General features: G+C 41.7%; 21 protein-coding genes, 11 tRNA genes and 1 pseudogene. 7 read left to right on the top strand and 26 right to left on the bottom strand.

The features are described from left to right. Nucleotides 1–248 precede the first annotated feature (248 nt). Nucleotides 249–422, bottom strand: a complete 174-nt coding sequence (locus tag LQ216_RS02050) for a hypothetical protein (RefSeq protein ID WP_174234323.1) — start codon at nt 420–422, stop codon at nt 249–251. Nucleotides 423–548: 126 nt separating this feature from the next. Here LQ216_RS02050 and LQ216_RS02045 point away from each other — a divergent pair, with 126 nt between their 5' ends. After that, entirely contained in the window at nt 549–758 is a 210-nt protein-coding gene (locus LQ216_RS02045) for a heavy metal-associated domain-containing protein (RefSeq protein ID WP_230126460.1), read from the top strand. Between the two features lie 28 nt (nt 759–786). On the opposite strand, the gene LQ216_RS02040 is transcribed toward LQ216_RS02045, so the two are convergent. Together LQ216_RS02040 and LQ216_RS02035 are read right to left on the bottom strand one after the other, a co-directional pair. Beyond that, nucleotides 787–945 (bottom strand): hypothetical protein, encoded by a 159-nt coding sequence (locus tag LQ216_RS02040; RefSeq protein ID WP_230126459.1) that lies wholly within the window; start codon nt 943–945, stop codon nt 787–789. Between the two features lie 61 nt (nt 946–1,006). Beyond that, the gene (locus LQ216_RS02035) at nt 1,007–1,333 is read right to left on the bottom strand and encodes an SCP2 sterol-binding domain-containing protein (protein WP_230126458.1); all 327 of its coding nucleotides are present in this window, start codon (nt 1,331–1,333) and stop codon (nt 1,007–1,009) included. A 185-nt stretch (nt 1,334–1,518) separates the two neighbouring features. On the opposite strand from LQ216_RS02035, the gene LQ216_RS02030 reads away from it, so the two are divergent. After that, nucleotides 1,519–1,740, top strand: coding sequence for a hypothetical protein (locus LQ216_RS02030; RefSeq protein WP_230126457.1), 222 nt, complete (start codon nt 1,519–1,521; stop codon nt 1,738–1,740). A 220-nt stretch (nt 1,741–1,960) separates the two neighbouring features. Here LQ216_RS02030 and LQ216_RS02025 read toward each other — a convergent pair whose 3' ends face one another. Further along, the gene (locus tag LQ216_RS02025) at nt 1,961–3,859 is read right to left on the bottom strand and encodes a PrkA family serine protein kinase (protein WP_230126456.1); all 1,899 of its coding nucleotides are present in this window, start codon (nt 3,857–3,859) and stop codon (nt 1,961–1,963) included. Nucleotides 3,860–4,077: 218 nt separating this feature from the next. Between LQ216_RS02025 and LQ216_RS02020 the strand changes: the two genes are divergently transcribed. Together LQ216_RS02020 and LQ216_RS02015 are read left to right on the top strand one after the other, a co-directional pair. After that, a complete protein-coding gene (locus tag LQ216_RS02020; RefSeq protein ID WP_230126455.1) occupies nt 4,078–4,461 on the top strand; it encodes a VOC family protein in 384 nt (127 codons plus the stop codon). A gap of 39 nt (nt 4,462–4,500) precedes the next feature. Further along, a complete protein-coding gene (locus LQ216_RS02015; protein WP_230126454.1) occupies nt 4,501–4,986 on the top strand; it encodes a YjdJ family protein in 486 nt (161 codons plus the stop codon). Nucleotides 4,987–5,223: 237 nt separating this feature from the next. On the opposite strand, the gene nfsA is transcribed toward LQ216_RS02015, so the two are convergent. The 4 genes from nfsA to queG all read right to left on the bottom strand — a co-directional run bounded on the left by nfsA (nt 5,224) and on the right by queG (nt 8,718). Next, nucleotides 5,224–5,973, bottom strand: coding sequence for an oxygen-insensitive NADPH nitroreductase (gene nfsA / locus LQ216_RS02010; protein ID WP_230126453.1), 750 nt, complete (start codon nt 5,971–5,973; stop codon nt 5,224–5,226). 87 nt (nt 5,974–6,060) lie between these two features. Further along, entirely contained in the window at nt 6,061–6,558 is a 498-nt protein-coding gene (gene trmL / locus LQ216_RS02005) for a tRNA (uridine(34)/cytosine(34)/5-carboxymethylaminomethyluridine(34)-2'-O)-methyltransferase TrmL (RefSeq protein WP_230126452.1), read from the bottom strand. A gap of 54 nt (nt 6,559–6,612) precedes the next feature. Continuing rightward, nucleotides 6,613–7,491, bottom strand: coding sequence for an amidase domain-containing protein (locus LQ216_RS02000; RefSeq protein ID WP_230126451.1), 879 nt, complete (start codon nt 7,489–7,491; stop codon nt 6,613–6,615). Nucleotides 7,492–7,578: 87 nt separating this feature from the next. After that, complete coding sequence (queG, locus tag LQ216_RS01995; protein WP_230126450.1) at nt 7,579–8,718, bottom strand: tRNA epoxyqueuosine(34) reductase QueG; 1,140 nt, start codon at nt 8,716–8,718, stop codon at nt 7,579–7,581. 109 nt (nt 8,719–8,827) lie between these two features. On the opposite strand from queG, the gene LQ216_RS01990 reads away from it, so the two are divergent. Beyond that, nucleotides 8,828–9,502 carry a phenylalanine--tRNA ligase beta subunit-related protein gene (locus tag LQ216_RS01990; RefSeq protein ID WP_230126449.1) on the top strand — a complete coding sequence of 225 codons (675 nt, stop codon included), beginning with the start codon at nt 8,828–8,830 and terminating at the stop codon, nt 9,500–9,502. Nucleotides 9,503–9,532: 30 nt separating this feature from the next. Here LQ216_RS01990 and LQ216_RS01985 read toward each other — a convergent pair. From LQ216_RS01985 to LQ216_RS01975, 3 genes and pseudogenes are all read right to left on the bottom strand, one after another. Next, a pseudogene (locus LQ216_RS01985) lies at nt 9,533–9,784 on the bottom strand (multidrug ABC transporter permease); the annotation flags it as partial. 208 nt (nt 9,785–9,992) lie between these two features. Next, nucleotides 9,993–10,066: transfer RNA gene (locus LQ216_RS01980), tRNA-Gly, on the bottom strand. Between the two features lie 237 nt (nt 10,067–10,303). Beyond that, on the bottom strand, nt 10,304–11,443 hold the full coding sequence (locus tag LQ216_RS01975; protein WP_230126448.1) for a zinc-dependent alcohol dehydrogenase: 1,140 nt from the start codon (nt 11,441–11,443) through the stop codon (nt 10,304–10,306). Nucleotides 11,444–11,641: 198 nt separating this feature from the next. Here LQ216_RS01975 and LQ216_RS01970 point away from each other — a divergent pair, with 198 nt between their 5' ends. Then, nucleotides 11,642–12,286: a DNA-3-methyladenine glycosylase 2 family protein gene (locus LQ216_RS01970; protein ID WP_230126447.1), complete on the top strand. Its 645-nt coding sequence runs from the start codon at nt 11,642–11,644 to the stop codon at nt 12,284–12,286. A gap of 64 nt (nt 12,287–12,350) precedes the next feature. Here the strand turns inward: LQ216_RS01970 and LQ216_RS01965 are convergent, their stop codons facing one another. Then, nucleotides 12,351–13,034 carry a hypothetical protein gene (locus LQ216_RS01965; RefSeq protein ID WP_230126446.1) on the bottom strand — a complete coding sequence of 228 codons (684 nt, stop codon included), beginning with the start codon at nt 13,032–13,034 and terminating at the stop codon, nt 12,351–12,353. 321 nt (nt 13,035–13,355) lie between these two features. Between LQ216_RS01965 and LQ216_RS01960 the strand changes: the two genes are divergently transcribed. Continuing rightward, nucleotides 13,356–13,982, top strand: a complete 627-nt coding sequence (locus tag LQ216_RS01960) for a hypothetical protein (RefSeq protein WP_230126445.1) — start codon at nt 13,356–13,358, stop codon at nt 13,980–13,982. A gap of 29 nt (nt 13,983–14,011) precedes the next feature. Here LQ216_RS01960 and LQ216_RS01955 read toward each other — a convergent pair whose 3' ends face one another. The 14 genes from LQ216_RS01955 to LQ216_RS01890 form a co-directional block, all read right to left on the bottom strand. After that, entirely contained in the window at nt 14,012–14,425 is a 414-nt protein-coding gene (locus LQ216_RS01955) for a hypothetical protein (RefSeq protein ID WP_230126444.1), read from the bottom strand. 116 nt (nt 14,426–14,541) lie between these two features. Next, nucleotides 14,542–15,807, bottom strand: a complete 1,266-nt coding sequence (locus tag LQ216_RS01950) for an RNA polymerase sigma factor (RefSeq protein WP_230126443.1) — start codon at nt 15,805–15,807, stop codon at nt 14,542–14,544. Then, nucleotides 15,804–16,238: a YciI family protein gene (locus tag LQ216_RS01945; protein WP_117307616.1), complete on the bottom strand. Its 435-nt coding sequence runs from the start codon at nt 16,236–16,238 to the stop codon at nt 15,804–15,806. Before LQ216_RS01945 ends, LQ216_RS01950 begins: the two co-directional genes overlap by 4 nt. Nucleotides 16,239–16,392: 154 nt before the next feature. Continuing rightward, entirely contained in the window at nt 16,393–16,695 is a 303-nt protein-coding gene (locus LQ216_RS01940) for a hypothetical protein (protein WP_230126442.1), read from the bottom strand. A 581-nt stretch (nt 16,696–17,276) separates the two neighbouring features. Then, nucleotides 17,277–17,357: transfer RNA gene (locus LQ216_RS01935), tRNA-Leu, on the bottom strand. Nucleotides 17,358–17,368: 11 nt separating this feature from the next. Beyond that, nucleotides 17,369–17,442 (bottom strand) — tRNA-Cys (locus LQ216_RS01930). Nucleotides 17,443–17,448: 6 nt separating this feature from the next. Then, nucleotides 17,449–17,523 (bottom strand) — tRNA-Gly (locus LQ216_RS01925). 5 nt (nt 17,524–17,528) lie between these two features. Continuing rightward, nucleotides 17,529–17,603: transfer RNA gene (locus LQ216_RS01920), tRNA-Gln, on the bottom strand. Nucleotides 17,604–17,642: 39 nt separating this feature from the next. Next, nucleotides 17,643–17,718, bottom strand: a tRNA-His gene (locus LQ216_RS01915). A 16-nt stretch (nt 17,719–17,734) separates the two neighbouring features. Continuing rightward, a tRNA-Trp gene (locus LQ216_RS01910) sits at nt 17,735–17,808 on the bottom strand. An 11-nt stretch (nt 17,809–17,819) separates the two neighbouring features. After that, nucleotides 17,820–17,903: transfer RNA gene (locus tag LQ216_RS01905), tRNA-Tyr, on the bottom strand. Nucleotides 17,904–17,920: 17 nt separating this feature from the next. Beyond that, nucleotides 17,921–17,996 (bottom strand) — tRNA-Thr (locus LQ216_RS01900). Nucleotides 17,997–18,168: 172 nt separating this feature from the next. Then, a tRNA-Phe gene (locus tag LQ216_RS01895) sits at nt 18,169–18,244 on the bottom strand. A 22-nt stretch (nt 18,245–18,266) separates the two neighbouring features. After that, nucleotides 18,267–18,343 (bottom strand) — tRNA-Asp (locus tag LQ216_RS01890). Nucleotides 18,344–18,383 lie beyond the last annotated feature (40 nt).

The following is an 18,383-nucleotide window of genomic DNA, read 5'->3' as shown; positions in this document are numbered from 1 at the left end:
TCACATATCCATTCATATGATATGTTAGTGTGAATCCTCCCTATAAAATTTTTCTATTTGTCCTTAAATGTATTTTATAGGTTTAGTTGAGGGTATATCCCCTTGGCAATGTTAATTTATTACTCTATCTTATGCAGGGATAGTGAATAATTTACAAAAAATTTTGACAAAAGGGCATTAGTCCATAAAAATAAGACAACCTATTATTACATTAATATAAAAAAAAGCCCCCAAACCTGGAGACTTTTCTAATCCTGTTCAACTTCTTCATGCTGTACAGTGCCGGGACGTTTATCCCAATCTTTTAATTCTTCATTTGTTCTTAAATTCTCCATTTGCTTACCGAGTTCTTTCATCTCTTCAAAATCTTTCGCCATAGAACTGTTTTCCGGTACATGATCTTTTTTGATTTCTTTCGCCATCAAAAATCACCTCTGTCTATCTTTACCCGCAACCTCAAGCCGATAAACAGGGTTCAGATTGTACATTACATATCTTTTGATAAATGGGGTATAGATAAAGCATTATATGAAAAGGAGGAACTGGAGATGGATACAACGATCCATGTAAGAGAAGCAACCTCAAGTGAAGCGATTCAAAAGATAGAATCCCTGCTGATGCAAAGCGAAGGTATTGAGAGAGCCATTGTCGATACGGACGACGGTGAGATAAAAGTTGAATACGATCAAAACAAAATTTCCCGCCAGCAAATCATTACAAAACTAACGAAGCAAGGGTTCCATGCGACTTCTGAATAAAACAAAAACCCTGTCAGCTGGCAGGGTTTTAGCTTGGGTCCACTTCATCTAAAGACAAAGTCGTTACATTCGTGGATTCGCCTTTTTCAATTTCCTCTTCTGTTGCGCTTTCATTAATTCGATCCTCATAGCCGAAGCCAGGGGCTACTGTACGCTCCGTTTCCTGTTCCGGATTCTTCTTATCCATGTAAACCGCCTCCTTTATCCTTACTTTCCCCGGAGGCAGGGGAGTCTATTCAATGATGGAGTTACTGATACAGCTTAACGATTTCCTGAAGCTTCATCGCCAGACCGACTTTCCCTTCCACCTTCAATCCACCCGTCATGAATGCCATCGTCGTATTCAAATCATCTTTAAGCAGCTTGGAGAAGTTTTTATCTGACAGCTTAAGAATGACCTCCGCTTCATGTGGAGTTCCTTCAACTACCTCCACCCTGCCATCTTTAAGAACAATCTGCACTGGTCCGCTCTCATCCAGATTGATTTGGTACACCCGGTCTTTTTCATTCTCGATGTGTTCTGGATTTGTATTCATTTTCGACACCAATTCATTTAGTTCATTTTTGACACTCATAATATTCCCCCTCAATCGTTATTGGAATTTTCGAATAATTAGCCATTAATAATATACCATTTTTCACATGAAAGAAAAAAATATATGGATCTACCGCCTTAGGAAGAGCGTGAGAATATTCTGTTTTCATTTACAAATCTGTTTAAAAACTGTATAATAATCCCAAATGGAGGGAGGAATCATCTATGAATGAAGAGAAAGAACCTAATGTATTAAGAGACACAGCAAAGAGTTTTTTGAAGTCTTTTACTTGGGGTTCTGTATTCCACCCTGAGATGTCACCCGAAAAAACAGAGAAAACTAGAGAATTTTCGACGAAAGAAGTTGCGAACCATTTGACTGGTAGAGAGAAATTGTCTGATGAAGATGTAGAACAGTTAAAAAGGGCTGCAAAATACATGCCTTAATCATAAGATTTGCTCAAATTTTGATATAAAGAAGAATCGCCAATTAAGATAGCCATTCAAAATTTCGTAGCGAACATTCCAATTTTGTAGCGGGATTGCTGCGGATTGTAGGCCGATTAGGACTATTGATATAATTCGTAGTAGCAAATTTTGTACTTCCTTCCCGCCAAAAAAGCTGCAGGCGATCGCCGTACAGCTTTTTTATTTTTTAGAATATATTCTAGCGATTCAACAAACTTCCCACATACCGCAGCAGTTCATTGGCGGATGTAGAATTGTATCCATGCTCTTCGATCAATCTTGCGACGACTTCATTCACTTTCCTCAGCTGTCTTTCATCCGGGGTTTTGGAGGAAGTCGTAATTTTCACAACATCCTTTAGGTCGGCAAACAGTTTCTTTTGGATCGCCTCTCGCAGGCGGTCATGGGAATTGTAGTCAAACCGTTTTCCTTTGCGGGCATATGCGGAAATGCGGATCAGGATTTCTTCACGGAAGGCTTTCTTCGCATTTTCCGAGATGCCGATCTGCTCTTCAATGGAGCGCATTAGCTTTTCATCCGGGGAAATTTCTTCTCCGGTCAACGGATCGCTGAGCTTCGACTTGTTGCAATAGGCTTCGACATTATCCAGATAATTGTCCATGAGCGTTTTGGCAGATTCCTCATACGAATACACAAATGCCTTTTGCACTTCATTTTTCGCGATTGTATCGTATTCCTTTCGGGCCAGCGAGATAAAATTCAAATAGCGTTCCCGAAGCTCATTCGTAATCGAAGGATGCTGATCCAAGCCTTCTTTCAATGAACGTAAAACATCAAGCGCATTGATGGATGGGTTCTCCTCTTTTCGGATGATGGTCGACGAAATCCTATTGATCACATAACGCGGGTCAATCCCGCTCATTCCTTCATCCTGATGTTCTTTTTTCAGCTCGGTAATATCTGCGGACGTAAAGCCTTCCACATTTTCACCGTCATACAATCTCATTTTTTTGACAAGGTCGATGTCGCCTTTTTTCGGATCCTTCAACCGGGTCAGGATGGTGAACATTGCCGCTACCTTTAATGTATGCGGAGCAATATGCACATCAGAAACATCACTTTCCCGGATCATTTTTCCATAAATTTTTTCCTCTTCACTCACTTTTAGATTATACGGGATCGGCATCACGATAATTCTTGAATGAAGGGCCTCATTTTTCTTATTGGAGATAAACGACTTGTACTCTGTTTCGTTTGTATGAGCAATAATTAATTCGTCCGCCGAAATTAACGCGAATCGCCCGGCCTTGAAGTTCCCTTCCTGGGTAAGGGAAAGCAAATGCCATAAGAATTTTTCATCGCATTTCAGCATTTCTTGAAATTCCATCATCCCCCGGTTTGCTTTATTGAGCTCTCCATCAAAGCGGTAGGCGCGCGGATCCGATTCAGAGCCGTACTGGGCAATCGTCGAAAAATCGATACTTCCGGTTAAATCAGCGATATCCTGGGATTTCGGATCGGATGGGCTGAAGGTTCCAATCCCGACACGTTTATCCTCAGATAGGAATATCCTTTCAACCAGCACATCTTCTATTCTCCCGCTGTATTCTTTTTCCAATCTCATGACATTGAGTGGGGATAAATTACCTTCAATCCGAATCCCGTATTCCTCGTGGAAATCTTCGCGTAAATGCTGTGGAATAAGGTGGAGCGGGTCTTCATGCATCGGGCAGCCTTGAATCGCATAAATCGCTCCCTGATTTTGAAGCGAGTATGCCTCCAGTCCGCGCTTCAAAAGCGCTACTAGCGTGGATTTTCCTCCTGATACAGGACCCATTAAAAGAAGGATTCTTTTTCTCACATCGAGCCTTTTGGCGGCCGGGTGGAAATATTCCTCTACCAGCCTCTCAAGCGGCTCTTCAAGCCCAAAGAGCTGACCGCTGAAGAAATTGTATTTACGGACTCCATTGACTTCTTCTATACCTGCGCCTTTGATCATGTTATAAACGCGTGAATGAGCCGACTGGGCAACTAATGACTGTACCTTTAGAATCTCCAAATATTCCGCGAAGGTGCCTTCCCATTTCAGCTTCTGTTCATCTTCTCTGTACTTCTCAATCTTCTTCAATATATCCATTTAAGGAACCTCCCCCTGTTACTTTCAGAGATGATACTTTACTCTATGCTCGGAATTGCCTGAACATGAGTATGGATGATGAAAACTGAGGTTCGAGACATCATAAAAACCTAATGAACGAAATTGTTCCTTGACCAAACCCGGTTAAAGTTATTTAATTGTTAATATAAGGAATAATGAGAACAGAATTAATACATTTAAAGAAACGGGGCGGACAAATGAAGCTAGAAATGAAATATATCATTCTCTACGTCAATGATTTTGATAAGAGCATGCATTTTTACACTAAAATCCTTGGGTTGCCTATAAAGATGGAGTCTGGTACATATGTTGAATTTGATACCGGTTCAACAACTTTATCGATTAACACCCGTGATTCTGTCAGAGAGTTAACAGGCTTAGATGTCCCTGGCGATTCAGAAGCATCCCAGACTTTTGAAGTCGGATTTGTCGTAGAAGACGTTGCCGCTACAATCGAAACATTGCGCAGGCAAGAGGTTCCAATTATCGTGGAACCAGTTACCAAGCCATGGGGACAAACGGTTTCCTATATAGCTGATCCAGATGGGCACTATATTGAGATTTGTGATTCAGTTGGATGATGTCGCAAACTCTTGGAAGATAGATGGGGGTGATTAGTGTTGTCTTATAAATGGTTGCTTCAAGCTAGTTTAGCTTTCACAATATTGCTGTTTTCGACCGGGGCCAGCTGGTATGAGGGAAGCGGGATTTTGGATGATCCATGGGAGTGGGGATATTCAACTCCTATTACACAGCTTCTTAACGTTGAATTGAACCATGCTAATGACATTTCACAATTCGATTACTTTGTTTATGCTGCAAAATTCCATCCCTTTTTTCCTGTTATGATGTTTATCAGCGGGATATATTTATTCATTCTTTTGGGATACCGTTTATTACAAAAAAATCATAAACGTTTTTCCTATTTTGTTTTTGGCATTGGTGCCTTGCTTTTATTTCTATGTAATATTGTCTCTAATTCACCTTCAATAGGGGCAAATACCTTTTTCAAAATCATGCTTTCCGGCGGCATCGGGCTTATCTCCTTTGCTTTCATTTTTTATTTTCAAGTTTTTAAAACAAAATGGCTCAAGTATGTAAGTTAGGAAAAATTTATAACCGTTTTCATTCACAGACAATAAAGATTAGGGTATAATATTTTTATATACGGCAAATTGGGACTATATGGTTTGCTAGAGGAGGGCTACATAATGGGTACAGTACTTATCCTTGCTATTAGTGTTACATTTTTAGTCGCTATTTTCACTGCTGGTTACGATGATAAGCCCGGTGTAAAAAAATAAGCATAAAAGAAAGCTGCCACCCGGCAGCTTTTTTACATCTTATCGTTTGTTAAAACCCTGGTTTTCGACGAATTCCTTCATATACATCCGGCTCTTTTTATCCAGCATCCCAGCCATTTGGCCCGTCCACGTATCCCTCCGTTTACCATTTGTTCGTTCCTCATAATATTGGGAGACGATTTCATTATAGTCCTGTAATTGGCCGATGAATGTTTCCTTATCCTGCTGATAATTGTTTTCGTGATAGACATTTGAACGCGGAAGCCTAGGCTTCTTGTCCGTGATATGCTTCGGATATCCTACTGTCATGCCAAAAAGTGGAATGACCCTTGAAGGGATGTTTAATAATTTCGTTACGGTCGGAAGGTCATTTCGGATGCCGCCGATATAGCAAATCCCCAGGCCCATCGATTCAGCTGCAAGCGCGGCATTTTGGGCGGCGAGTGCGGCGTCGATGCAAGCAACCATGAACTTCTCTGTGCTTTCAAGGGATTCTGCGAGGTCTTTCTCCTCCATCTCCGCGATAACATCATGTCTATGTAAATCGGCGCAAAAGACAAACAGGTGCCCGTTTTCTGCGACATATTCTTGCGACCCAACAACATTAGCAAGCGTGGCCTTCTTTTCCTGGTCTGTAACCCCAATGATTGTATAAGCCTGTATAAAGCTTGATGAAGAAGCTGCCTGGGCACAATCAACAATGGTCTGAATTTGTTCCTTAGATAACAGCGTATCCTCAAAAGATCTAATGGAGCGATGGTTTAAAATCCGTTCGATTACTTCATTCATGATTACTCACCTCTATATGTATCCTTCCCTCTATTGGATTTGAAGAAACTGCAAAGCAACAGAGAATGTTCCCTGTTACTTTGTCTTCTACAGCTTTCCGATTCTATCTAAATCACGAAAGTCCTGTTGCCTTAGTGCTTCATACACGAGTATCGCGGCGGTATTGGACAGATTAAGTGAACGGACTTTATCCGTCATCGGAATCCGCAGGCAGCGATCTTTCTGTTCACGGATCAAATCCTTAGGCAAACCGGTTGTTTCACGACCGAACACAAAGAAATAGTCTTTGTCACTGTCGCTGTAATCAAAAGTCGTGTGCGGCTTTTCGCCGAATTTAGAAAGATAGAAAAATTCTCCGCCTTTATTTTTTTCAAAGAATTCCTCTAACGAATCATAATAAGTGATGCTGACGTGCTCCCAATAATCCAATCCTGCCCGTTTCAGCATTTTATCATCCGTTGAAAAGCCAAGCGGACGAATTAAGTGAAGGGCTGTATCCGTCGCCGCGCATGTACGGGCGATGTTTCCTGTATTTGATGGAATTTGAGGCTGATATAAAACTACATGTATGGCCACTATGTTCACCCCGTCTGTAAAATCTACAAGCTATTATATCACTATTTCTCCATCTCCTAAAAATCAGGGGTTCCCATCAAGAATGATATAGAATTTATATTTAATATTCGGCGTGTAGGCTGTGGAATCCTCATATGCCCAATATCGCCGGCGGCTGTTTGTCGTATGGGCATTAACGAGAGGCATCCCGTTCCTGTCCTTTTCTGTCACGATTGTGTTGTGGTCAAAGCGTCCATTTCCTTGGAAATCGTAGCAAATAATATCTCCTACCTGCAGCTCCTGAGCTGAGCTGACTTTTTTTGTCCGTACGCCGCGACTGTTTTCCAGCATCAGCATCAACGAATGAGCGACCGTCCATGTATAACTCCAGCTATTCCCCTTCATCCACCAGCCCTTCGACTTATTGCCCACCCCCCACATCGGAATTCCTCCGGCATGCATACATTGCGAGATAAAATTGGTGCAATCATCATCGAATTTTTTATACGCCGGGTTAAATTCATTCCACCATCTTTCGGCATATTGGACGGCTTTCAACCGGGCATACGTATAAGCCAGCCTTTCATCCGGTGCGGTCGGAGGCTCCATTCTCAACGCAAAATCAGGTGTTTCTGTTTTCGGTCTTTTTTCCTTGTCTTCAACCAGTTTTTCGTTTACAAACCGGGCTGTACGATATTCAATGCCTTCCTCATCATAAAAAAAATCAACCTGTTTCGTGAGGAAGCGATAATGAATCATGTATTCCAGCAGCGTATCCTGACTGCGTTTCTGTTCAGAGAGAATATTCGCCTCCGCTTTAACCTGGACGAATTCTGCCTTTCTTTTCTGCAGCGATTGCAGCTTCCTCTCCAGTTTTTCACCTAAAAACTCACGGTCACGGGTTTCACCAGTCACAAAATGATTAACTCTTTCCTTCAACAAAGCCTCTAGTTGTGTTCTCAAGGTCAGTCCTCCCCATAAAGTGCCTATTGCATATCTATGAAGAAGAGGCCTGTATCAAAACAAAAACCCGGCGGATGCCGGGTTAATCTATCTTGCTGATTGTTGAAACTGCAGCCCTTTTTTAATTTCATTGATTACTTCCTGGTCGCTTTCTACTTCTAGAGCAGACGTGAGTTCTATTGTCGCTGTCTCGCCTCCGATTTTGCCAATCGCCCAGGCGGCCGTTCCCCTGATGACAGGACGTGTGTCTTCCTTCATGACTTTAATCAGATCTGGCAGTCCTGTCTCGTCTTTATAATGAGCAAGCGCGATGATCGCGTTTCGCTGAATTGGCTTCTTTCCTCTCCAGGAACCAGAAACATGTCCGAACTTTTCTTTGAATTCCCGGTTACTGATTGTCAAAAGCGGCTTCAGTAATGGTTTAGCAATCTCAGGATCCGGCTCTGTTTCAGGATGGAAATGAAAATCCTTTCCTTTATTCTCCGGGCATACGGTTTGGCAGGTGTCACAGCCATAAAGCCGGTTCCCGATTTTCGTCCGGAATTCATCCGGCAGTAATCCTTTTGTTTGTGTCAGAAATGCAATGCAGCGCTGGGCATTCAACTGGCCGCCTGCAACAAGCGCCCCTGTCGGACAGACATCGATACATTTATTGCATTCCCCGCAGCGATCCTCCATCGGCTGATCCGGTTCAAACGGTAGGCTGGTTATCATCTCACCCAAGTATACATATGAACCAAATTCCGGGGTAATAATACTGCAGTTTTTCCCGCTCCAGCCAATGCCGGCTCGTTCTGCAACAGCACGGTCCACCAGTTCACCCGTATCGACCATTGATTTCGTCACCGCATCCGGCACTTTGCTCATAATGAACTCTTCAAGGCGCTTTAATTTATCCCGAAGGATGACGTGATAATCCGTTCCCCATGAGGCCCGGGCGAAAATTCCCCGCCGCTCGCCTCGTTTACTTTGCGGGGCATCCTTCATTTTAGACGGGTAGGCAATCGCAATCGAGATAATCGAACGGGGCTCCGGAAAAATCAGCTCAGGCTGAATCCTTTTATTAATATCCGGTTCTTCAAAGCCCGATTGAAACCCGAGCTCAGCCTGGCGGATCAGCCTGTTCTTCATTTCTCCGAACGTATCAGCTGTCGTAAAACCGATTTTATCGATACCAATTTCCTTGCTATATATAATAATGTCTTCTTTCAATTGTTGATAATCCATCACTTAACCTCCTTCCCGCTTTCAAATGAGAGAAGTTTCCCTTATAGTTAAAAATAAACCACTGTTATTTATCATAAACGATTTTCCATTATTTTTGGAGGTGAAACCATTGGTAACTTCTATCCATGCTTCCCTATGCAGCAAAATACCCGATTTTAAAGCGGGAATTATTACATACAACGGCATTCAAGTAGGGGATTCTCCGCAAATGGTAAAAGGGAGACTGCAATTGTTTCAGGAGTCAATCTTTTTTGATTTGCAGGAAAAAGAACTGACCGATTTTCAAGGCGTTAAAGAATGGCGCCAGGTTTTCAAAGCGGCCGGAACTGACCCGTCCCGGTATCGTCCATCAGTAGAAGCCCTTTACCGCCGGATCAAAAAACAAAATTACTTAACTACCGTGAATTCGGCGATTGACTTGAATAACTTCTTCTCGTTGCAATATGTAGTGCCGATCGGCATCTATGATATGGATCATATCAGCGGCGATACCGTCATTAAAATCGGCGAAGCAGGCGATGAATATACCGGCATCAATGGCCGGACGAATTCGATGCACAACATGATTACCTCCGCCGATGACCAGGGCACGTTCGGAAGTCCTTTTGTCGACTCTGATCAGACAAAGGTTACAGAAGAAACGAAGAATGCCCTGCAAATCATTTATTTAAGGCCTTCGATAACAATCGAAGATGGTCTTAAGCTAACGGAATCGCTCATGAACATGTTCGTTCAGGTTCATGGCGGTGAAGCAACGTGCAAGGTCATCACCTGTAAAGACTGATGACCTGCAGCTGAGGAGGCTGTAGCTCAATTATTGTTGTTGCGTGTCCGCTAATTTCAGCTGCTGCTTGGCCAGCTTGTGATACAGTTCATGGCTTTCTAGCAGCTCGGCATGATTTCCTTTGCCGGTTATCCTCCCGTTTTCAACAACAAGCAGCTGATCTGCTTCCACTACTGTCGAAAGGCGATGGGCTATAATTAACGTAGTCCGGCCTTTCATCAGATTTTTCACCGCATGCTGAACCAGCAGCTCCGATTCGCTGTCAAGATTGGATTTAGCCTCAACAAATTAACGAAAGGCTTCCTTGAATTTTTCCCCCAGCTTCTTTTTTCCCTGCCATACATAACCCCTGCCTATATATAGATTCATGAAAATGAATCGATTCTAATTTTTCATCATAAAAAGCATACCACAGAAGATGGTATGCTCCTAAAATAAAACGCAATGCCTCGTTCTCATATGTAACGAAACACTGCGTTGTGACTATGTATGGAGCGGGTGATGAGAATCGAACTCACGACATCAGCTTGGAAGGCTGAGGTTTTACCATTAAACTACACCCGCAGATATTTGTCGTCTTTTGTCTCTTAACAATAAAACTTATTATATACCCACTTTTTTGTATAGGCAAGCAAAATACGTTCGTTTATTTTGTTTTTTTCTTAGTAATATTTTCAAAGGAAAAGAAGTCTTAGCTTTGTTACTATTATACAACCCTCTAACGCATTTATTCTTAAAAGTTAATAGAAACCCCTTTAGGCAAAATGCTTCCCATTCTGCCTAAAAGAGTCCGGTATAGTATTATGGTTTTAATACGACTTTTATGCATTCATCCTCATGATCATTAAACACTTTATAAGCATCGCTTGCCTGATCAAGCGGAACCTTATGCGTAATGATCTCTGTCGGATCAAACTCACCATTCGTTATTTTATCAAATAGCATCGGCATGTAGTGGATAACTGGTGCCTGTCCCATTTTCATCGTCACGTTTCTTTCAAAGATATTACCGAGTGGGAACATATTATACATCGAGCCGTAAACTCCAGTAAGCTGAATCGTACCAAACTTCCTTACCGCCTTCAAAGCGATTTGGATGGCGCTCAACGTTCCGCCTTGCAGCTTCAGCTTTTGCTCAACCGCTTCAACGACCGACTTTTTGCCGTCCATCCCAACGCAATCGATGACCACATCTGCGCCGCCTTCTGTAATTTCCTTCACATATGAACCCATATCATCATGCTCATCAAAGTTATATGTTTCCACATTGTTCATCTTTTTAGCATGATTTAAACGGTACGGGAGATTATCAATCGCGATGACGCGCTTGGCACCCTTCATCCAGGCAAATTTTTGTGTCATTAAGCCAATTGGTCCACAGCCAAGCACAACGACTGTATCGCCTTTCTTCACACCAGAATTTTCAACACTCCAATAAGCGGTTGGCAGAACGTCAGACATAAACAGCAAAGCTTCATCTTCAAGCTCGGATGACTCAGGAATCACAAACGGCATGAAGTTGCCATATGGTACACGCAGCAGCTCAGCTTGTCCGCCCGGATAATTACCATATCGTTCAGTAAAGCCAAAATATCCGCCTGTGTCGATAGCCTCATTACCATTGGAGTTATCACATTGGCTCTCCAAATCATGCTGACAGTAAAAACAATGGCCGCAGGAAATATTAAATGGCAACACTACTCTGTCGCCTTTTTTCACCTTTGTCACTTCTGGTCCTACTTCTTCCACAATCCCCATCGGTTCATGGCCAATCACATAGTCTTTTTGAGCCGGTAACGCACCCTGGTAGATATGAAGATCAGAACCACAAATAGCCGTTGATGTAATGCGAACAATAATATCATCTTTTTTCTCAATAGAGGGATCTGCCACCTGTTTCACTTGAATATCTTTTGCTCCTTGAAAAGTTACTGCCTTCATCTAAGCCCTCCTAAGTGTGGAATACTTGAAATATACCCATTACACTCATTTATATGCCATGTTTGGAAGAAGTTTTGAAACAAATGTGGGATAAAATCATCCTATCTATTTAGCTGGCAGTAATTTTGTATTACTTTCTTGCTTGCTTCTTATTGTTGTATTATTAGTTTTGATAACTCACTAAGGGAGCAAATCAATATGAATAAATTATATTTCACAATAGATGATGATAAAGTAAGGCACCTATCCCAGGCAGACCCAAAACTTAAAGAATTAATTGAAGTGATTGGCACAATTGACATTCCTCTTAATACAGACTTTTACCGCTCCATTGTAAAGCAAATCATCGGGCAACAGCTTTCATTAAAAGCAGCCGCGACTATTGCCGGGAGAGTGCAGGAAGTTTGGCAAGACTTTAATCCCGAATTATTAGATGTATTAGAGGACGAACAAATAAGAAGCGCCGGTGTTTCAAGACCAAAAATAAGTTATATCCGGGATCTGGCTCAAAAACATAAATTGAAAGAAGTCGATTTCTCGACTATTCACCTGCTTGAAGATGAAGAGGTCATGACAACCCTGACCAGCGTAAAAGGCATCGGCAAATGGACCGCCGAAATGTTCCTTATCTTTTCTTTAGGGAGATTGGACGTTTTATCCTATGGAGATGTGAGCATAAAAAATGCGATCCGGTGGCTTTATCAAATTGGGAAGGACGAGCCGTTGGATTTAGATCATTTTTATGAGAAATGGAAGCCTTATAATTCGATTGTGTCGTTGTATTTGTGGGAGGCTATTAATTTGGGGGTTATTAAGGAATTTCCGCATGGTCTTGAGGGTTAAAGCATACTGAAACAATCAAAAATAGCTTACTTACAATTTGCGTGTAAGCAAGCTATAGGTTTCCCTAGTTCAAAATAATTGTAGCTCTAGTTAATTGTAAATATTGGCCATCCTTAAGCGTAATATAACGTTCAGTATTAAAATTATCATTATCAATAATATTATCAAGGCCGCTAACCGAACTGCCGCTGTAGATCCCATAGTATCCATCCTGTCCTTCATTTGGATGGACTTTATATTCACCAGCTGGCAAATGAACACCTACTATATACATTCCATCTGCTAATTTTCCATCTGCTGGTTCAATTTTTGGAGCTTTATCCTTTGGATACATGACTGCACGAGTAAGGGTCAGATACTGGCCATCTTCAATTGTTATAAATGAATGGGTATCAAAGTTATCATTGGCAAGAATAGAATCTGAGCCTGCACTATCCCTGTTAATCGAAAAGTAGCCGCCACCCTGTGAAACTAACATATATTCACCGCTAGGAATATCCTGTCCCACTTTATACATCCCTTCACTAATGCTCCCGTCATCCACAACTTCCTCTTCTGTTACAGATACCGTTTCATCGCTGTCACTAACAACCTCACTACTATTGGTTGAACTTTCTTCATCCGCAAAAGTCTGTGAATATCCATCTTCATATCCTGCATCAAACCCGAAATTCGCTCCTACAGCAAATCCGATAATCAATGTTACAATTGCAATAATTCCCGTCTTATATTTCTTTAGTAATTTCATATGATCCCCCGGCTTTTATTATTATACTAACATAAATATTAGACCAATTAAACTTGATTGAAATATAAGAAATTATTATATTTATATATTTATACAGTTGGAATATGTATCTGGTTATTTAATCCAAAATAATTAAGCGCCATATATACTGCAGGTTTTTATGTTGCCTTCTTAGCAAAGGAGATGGGTGCATTTTAAACTGAAAGCTGATTTCCTCCTCTTTTATTGAAATAAATCCACTTATTCTCTAGCACGATAATTTTTTATATTCATAAACTAAGTATGGAATGTGGACAAGTTCAATAATTGGAGGTAGAAAGATTGGGAATAAATAATGAGTCATGGTCAGCTCTTTTTAAGGAAGCAAAAAGCCTTCACAAAAAAGCTGTAGATGGAGACAAAGAGGCTGTGAACCAGGCTGCAGATTTATTGAAACAAGTGCGTACGCTAAATCCCGGAAATAATCTTGTAGAAGCTTACAATGGAAGCGTAACCTCACTAATCGGCCGGGATGCACAACAAAATAAAGATAGACTCAACATTACGAACCAAGGCCTGAAAATACTCGATGAAGCAGTCAAGAAGGAACCTGATAATACAGAGATACGCTTGTTAAGGGCTTATGTAAGCTATCGGGTTCCTGAAAAGTATTTTAAGCGAACCAAAACGGCTTTAGAAGACTTTAATTATTTGGCGTCCGCGTATGAGAAAGATTCTACTATCTTAACAAAAGAGTCTTATTGGAAAATTCTTTTTGATTTAGGAATGGCATATAAGGAGACAAATCAAAAAAATAAAGCCAAATCCGTCTGGATGCAGCTATTAACCGAAACGACCGATCCAAAATATGGGGACCTTCTAAAAAAGGAAAAATTAAAAATGACGAACCCGCATCAGGCATCAGATTCAACAGAGAAGCGTAAGAAAAGAAAAAAACAAAGAACTTAGTGCGATTCGGGCAAATCTCCTCATAACACTCAAATCAGGCATACGATTCGCAGAACGAAAATGAATGATTTATGTCGGTAGGGAACATAGAAAAAAGACTTCAAAATAATCATTGAAGTCTTTTTTCTATTGCGTTTCTCGACCAATTGATAAAGGTGGCCGGGGTCGAACCGACACTCCGTACTCACATTAATCAACATATATTCCATGATAAGGTCTTGATTTACCGGAAACGGGCCTGCCAATAACTGTGGTTTTCCACCTTTCTTTGGATACATTATTCTTAACCCGGTTAAATTTGGCTGAAGTTCTTCATCGGAAAAAAGTGCACCTTTTTTAGCCAGTGACTTCTTATACGAAATCATTGCCTCGCGGTAATCCTTTCCGTCGGCTAGTCCCGCCTGCGAGTACTCTGTGGCTTTGACAATCAATAAAAATCTCATTGTTTTCCCTCCTCGTTTAAGTTGGAAGAAATGAAGAGCAGAATAGACTGCTCAACTATTCCTTTACCAGCACGACGAATAAGGAATGAGATAATCGACAAGGATGAGTAATAATTTTATGTAAATGTTCCTTTTCCACATTCCATTGCGCGATTTAGTAGAAGGGTTCGTTCACGTTCATTCTGGGTTAATGATGCAGCACGTTCAAATTCTGTCCGAGCTTCATCGTACCGCCCTAGCTTCATCAGGAGATCCCCGCGAACACTCGGCAATAGATGATATTTCTTTAAGGTTGGGTCAGCATTCAACTCGTCTACAATCTGGATGCCAATGTCCGGACCAAATGCCATGGATATAGCAACTGCCCGGTTTAATTCTACGATTGGCGAGGGCATTACAATCGAAAGCGCTTCGTAAAGAGCAGCAATTTGTGGCCAATCTGTCTCCTCTGGAGTCGGTGCCTGAGTATGGCAAGCAGAGATGGCTGCCTGCAATGAATATGGCCCAAGTGAACGCCCTAACTTCCGGCTGCGCTCCAGTGCTGCCAAACCACGGCGAATCAATAATCGATCCCACTGTGCCCGATTTTGATCCATAAGAAGAACAGGTTCTCCTTTCGAATTAACTCGAGTTTTGAACCGGGAAAATTGAATTTCCATTAAAGCAACTAGTCCATGAACTTCCGGTTCATTAGGTACGATCTCGGCAAGGACACGTCCCAGTCTCAGTGCCTCTTGGCATAGTAAAGGACGGATCCAGTGGTCCCCGGAAGTTGCTGAATATCCTTCATTAAACATAAGGTAAATCACTTCAAGTACGGTCGACAGGCGATCATTAAGTTCCTCTCCAAGAGGTGCCTCAAAAGGAATCTTTTTTTCGTTAAGGGTTCTCTTAGCACGGACAATTCTCTGAGCAATGGTTGATTCTGCGATGAGGAATGAACGCGCAATTTCTTCCGTGGTAAGTCCGCATAACAGGCGCAGTGTCAAGGCAACTCTGGCATCCTGTGATAATACTGGATGACAGGTCATAAAAATCAGACGAAGGAGATCTTCACCAATCTCCCCATCCAGAACATGATCTATGTCTTCCTCAGTATATAAATCCGTATTTTTAGAAATCTCTACATACTTTTGATCACGAATCTTCGTTCTTCGCAAAAGATCAATCGCACGCCGTTTCGCCGTCGTCATCAGCCATGCGCCAGGATTATCTGGTATCCCAGCATGCGGCCATTTTTCAAGAGCAATCACCAAGGCATCTTGAGCCAGATCCTCTGCAAGACTAACATCCCGTACCATTCCGGTTAACTTTGCAATGAGCTTTGGTGACTCTATTCGCCATATCGCTTCAATCGTTCGTTGTTTTTGGGGCAAACTCACGCCTTCTTTTGCTCCTCTACATGTTTGCGAAGTGCTGCTTCTTTTTCCAGAAATTCTGGATTATCTGTCAAGTCCACCATCTCAAATACCTGTCTAAGCTCAATTTCTCCCTGTCCAAATCCATGTGGATCTGGCATCCGTAATGCCCATTCAATAGCTTCTTCTCTTGATTTAACTTCAATCAAAGTATACCCCGCAATTAATTCTTTTGCCTCCGTAAACGGACCGTCCATAATCTTTGGTTTACCACCCTGTTCCGGATAGGAAATCCGTATTCCGCTTGAACTAGGATGTAGTCCATCTCCTGCTAATAAAACACCTGCTTTCACCAATTCTTCGTTATATTTCTGCATAGCCTCAATAAGCTCTGGGCTAGGCATTCTTCCTTCCTCTGAATCTGTAGTCGCTTTTACAATCATCATAAATCTCATAAGTAATAACCTCCTATTTTATGGTGAAGCTTCATTCTAATCGGTGCAAAATCGCATAAGCAAATCCGCTTCTATTTATACAACGAATACCTGCCTGTTAAATCGACAATCGAAATTATTTTTTTCATACTTTTTTGTAAAACTTTTTGCCTAATTAGTAATTAGCCGTAAAAAATACTGTAAGCTCCGGCGATATCTTTTTTGTATCAAGCTTCTTAGTATGGCCAAGACCTTTTTTACTCTGCAATTGCGCATTGGGGAGCACGTATGCCAATGCTTGAGCACTATGACGAAGAGATACAGGGCTCTCTGTCCCTTCTAGCACCAACCTTGGCATCATAACACTACTCCACCATTCAGCAGATAGTTCCTTTCCTTCCATATAGCCATCCAACAAAGCAGCATCATAGGGAAGCGTATGTGCAACCGCCATAAGCTTAGAACACACACCTGGCATAATGCGCATCATGCTGACAACAAATGATGGTGCCCCCCATGCCCTTGATCATAAAGTACTTAATGGCTTCAGCTCTGTTATTCTTGGAAATCCGCAAAAAAAATTTTATAAATTTTCTTTGCCAAAAATATTGAATTAATTGGATACTTAAAAATTCCATTTCATCTTATATATACTCCAATTGTGTAATAATTCCCTTTAAAAAAAGGGGGCCATTTTGTCTTTTTAGTTCTACAATACTAGATATTTGATTAAAGGGTTTTTATTGCTGAACAAAGTTAAAAAAGCACACATTTTATTATTTGTTCCAAAACTCATATGTAAGTGAATGATTAGGTCACAGCGATATTGAAACAACATTGAAGGAATACACACATGTATTAAAGGAGTTAAGGTTACAAGACGAGCAAGTAGCAGTAAAAACATTTGAGAACATGTTTGTGGAATTAATGTGTAAATCAATTCGAATTTATATCGTTCCATTCCTTATAGTCAATGGAAATGAAAAAGCTCCAAACCTTCTATATCAAGGTTTGGAGCTTTTTCAAACTTAATAATCGTATCTAAAATGACACTAAGGATACCGGTGGCCGGGGTCGAACCGGCACTCCAGAGGAACACGATTTTGAGTCGTGCGCGTCTGCCAATTCCGCCACACCGGCAAATAAATATGTGGAGGCGGCAACCGGATTCGAACCGGTGGTAAAGGTTTTGCAGACCTCTGCCTTACCTCTTGGCTATGCCGCCAGATCTTGGAGCGGAAGACGGGATTCGAACCCGCGACCCCAACCTTGGCAAGGTTGTATTCTACCACTGAACTACTTCCGCAAAAATGGCTGGGCTAGCAGGATTTGAACCTACGCATGACGGAGTCAAAGTCCGTTGCCTTACCGCTTGGCTATAGCCCATCAATAATATATGTTATAAAACTTAAATGAAAATAAAAATGGGGCGACTGATGGGAATCGAACCCACGAATGTCGGAACCACAATCCGATGCGTTAACCACTTCGCCACAACCGCCATAATTAAATGAAATTGGCAGGGGCAGTAGGAATCGAACCCACACTGGAGGTTTTGGAGACCTCAGTTCTACCTTTAAACTATGCCCCTAAAAATTGAAATGGTGGAGGGGGGCAGATTCGAACTGCCGAACCCGAAGGAGCGGATTTACAGTCCGCCGCGTTTAGCCACTTCGCTACCCCTCCATATATAAAAAAGAAGATGGTGCCGGCAAGAGGACTTGAACCCCCAACCTACTGATTACAAGTCAGTTGCTCTACCAATTGAGCTACACCGGCATATATATAAAATGGATTTTCCAGTCTGTCTTGATTTTATAATGGTCATCCTGATCTCAGAAAGCTTATTCAAGCAGCAACTCGATCAGTATGCTGATGTAAATCGATAAAGCCTATTCATTCGTGCTCTACTAATTAGCTACGTCGGCAAAAAAAATAACCAGTTTGTAAATGGTGGCTCAGGACGGAATCGAACCGCCGACACAAGGATTTTCAGTCCTTTGCTCTACCGACTGAGCTACTGAGCCAAATACTTATTAAAAATAAAAATGGCGGTCCGGACGGGACTCGAACCCGCGACCTCCTGCGTGACAGGCAGGCATTCTAACCAACTGAACTACCGGACCATTATGATTGCGGGGACAGGATTTGAACCTGCGACCTTCG

It is taken from the genome of Bacillus sp. CECT 9360, assembly GCF_918741275.1.
Taxonomy (GTDB): Bacteria; Bacillota; Bacilli; order Bacillales; family DSM-1321; genus Peribacillus.
Note: the sequence above shows the minus strand (reverse complement) of the source record. Positions and strands in the feature narration are given on the sequence as shown.

Excerpts from the sequence above, each read along its gene's own strand:
- LQ216_RS02020 (WP_230126455.1), top strand. The coding sequence starts at position 4,078 with ATGAAGCTAGAAATGAAATATATCATTCTCTACGTCAATGATTTTGAT.
- queG (WP_230126450.1), bottom strand. The coding sequence starts at position 8,718 with ATGGATTATCAACAATTGAAAGAAGACATTATTATATATAGCAAGGAA.
- LQ216_RS01945 (WP_117307616.1), bottom strand. The coding sequence starts at position 16,238 with ATGAGATTTATGATGATTGTAAAAGCGACTACAGATTCAGAGGAAGGA.
- LQ216_RS01940 (WP_230126442.1), bottom strand. The coding sequence starts at position 16,695 with ATGCCAGGTGTGTGTTCTAAGCTTATGGCGGTTGCACATACGCTTCCC.
- LQ216_RS02050 (WP_174234323.1), bottom strand. The coding sequence starts at position 422 with ATGGCGAAAGAAATCAAAAAAGATCATGTACCGGAAAACAGTTCTATG.
- LQ216_RS01975 (WP_230126448.1), bottom strand. The coding sequence starts at position 11,443 with ATGAAGGCAGTAACTTTTCAAGGAGCAAAAGATATTCAAGTGAAACAG.
- LQ216_RS01970 (WP_230126447.1), top strand. The coding sequence starts at position 11,642 with ATGAATAAATTATATTTCACAATAGATGATGATAAAGTAAGGCACCTA.
- nfsA (WP_230126453.1), bottom strand. The coding sequence starts at position 5,973 with ATGAATGAAGTAATCGAACGGATTTTAAACCATCGCTCCATTAGATCT.
- LQ216_RS02045 (WP_230126460.1), top strand. The coding sequence starts at position 549 with ATGGATACAACGATCCATGTAAGAGAAGCAACCTCAAGTGAAGCGATT.
- LQ216_RS02035 (WP_230126458.1), bottom strand. The coding sequence starts at position 1,333 with ATGAGTGTCAAAAATGAACTAAATGAATTGGTGTCGAAAATGAATACA.
- LQ216_RS01955 (WP_230126444.1), bottom strand. The coding sequence starts at position 14,425 with ATGAGATTTTTATTGATTGTCAAAGCCACAGAGTACTCGCAGGCGGGA.
- LQ216_RS02040 (WP_230126459.1), bottom strand. The coding sequence starts at position 945 with ATGGATAAGAAGAATCCGGAACAGGAAACGGAGCGTACAGTAGCCCCT.
- LQ216_RS02030 (WP_230126457.1), top strand. The coding sequence starts at position 1,519 with ATGAATGAAGAGAAAGAACCTAATGTATTAAGAGACACAGCAAAGAGT.
- LQ216_RS01965 (WP_230126446.1), bottom strand. The coding sequence starts at position 13,034 with ATGAAATTACTAAAGAAATATAAGACGGGAATTATTGCAATTGTAACA.
- LQ216_RS02025 (WP_230126456.1), bottom strand. The coding sequence starts at position 3,859 with ATGGATATATTGAAGAAGATTGAGAAGTACAGAGAAGATGAACAGAAG.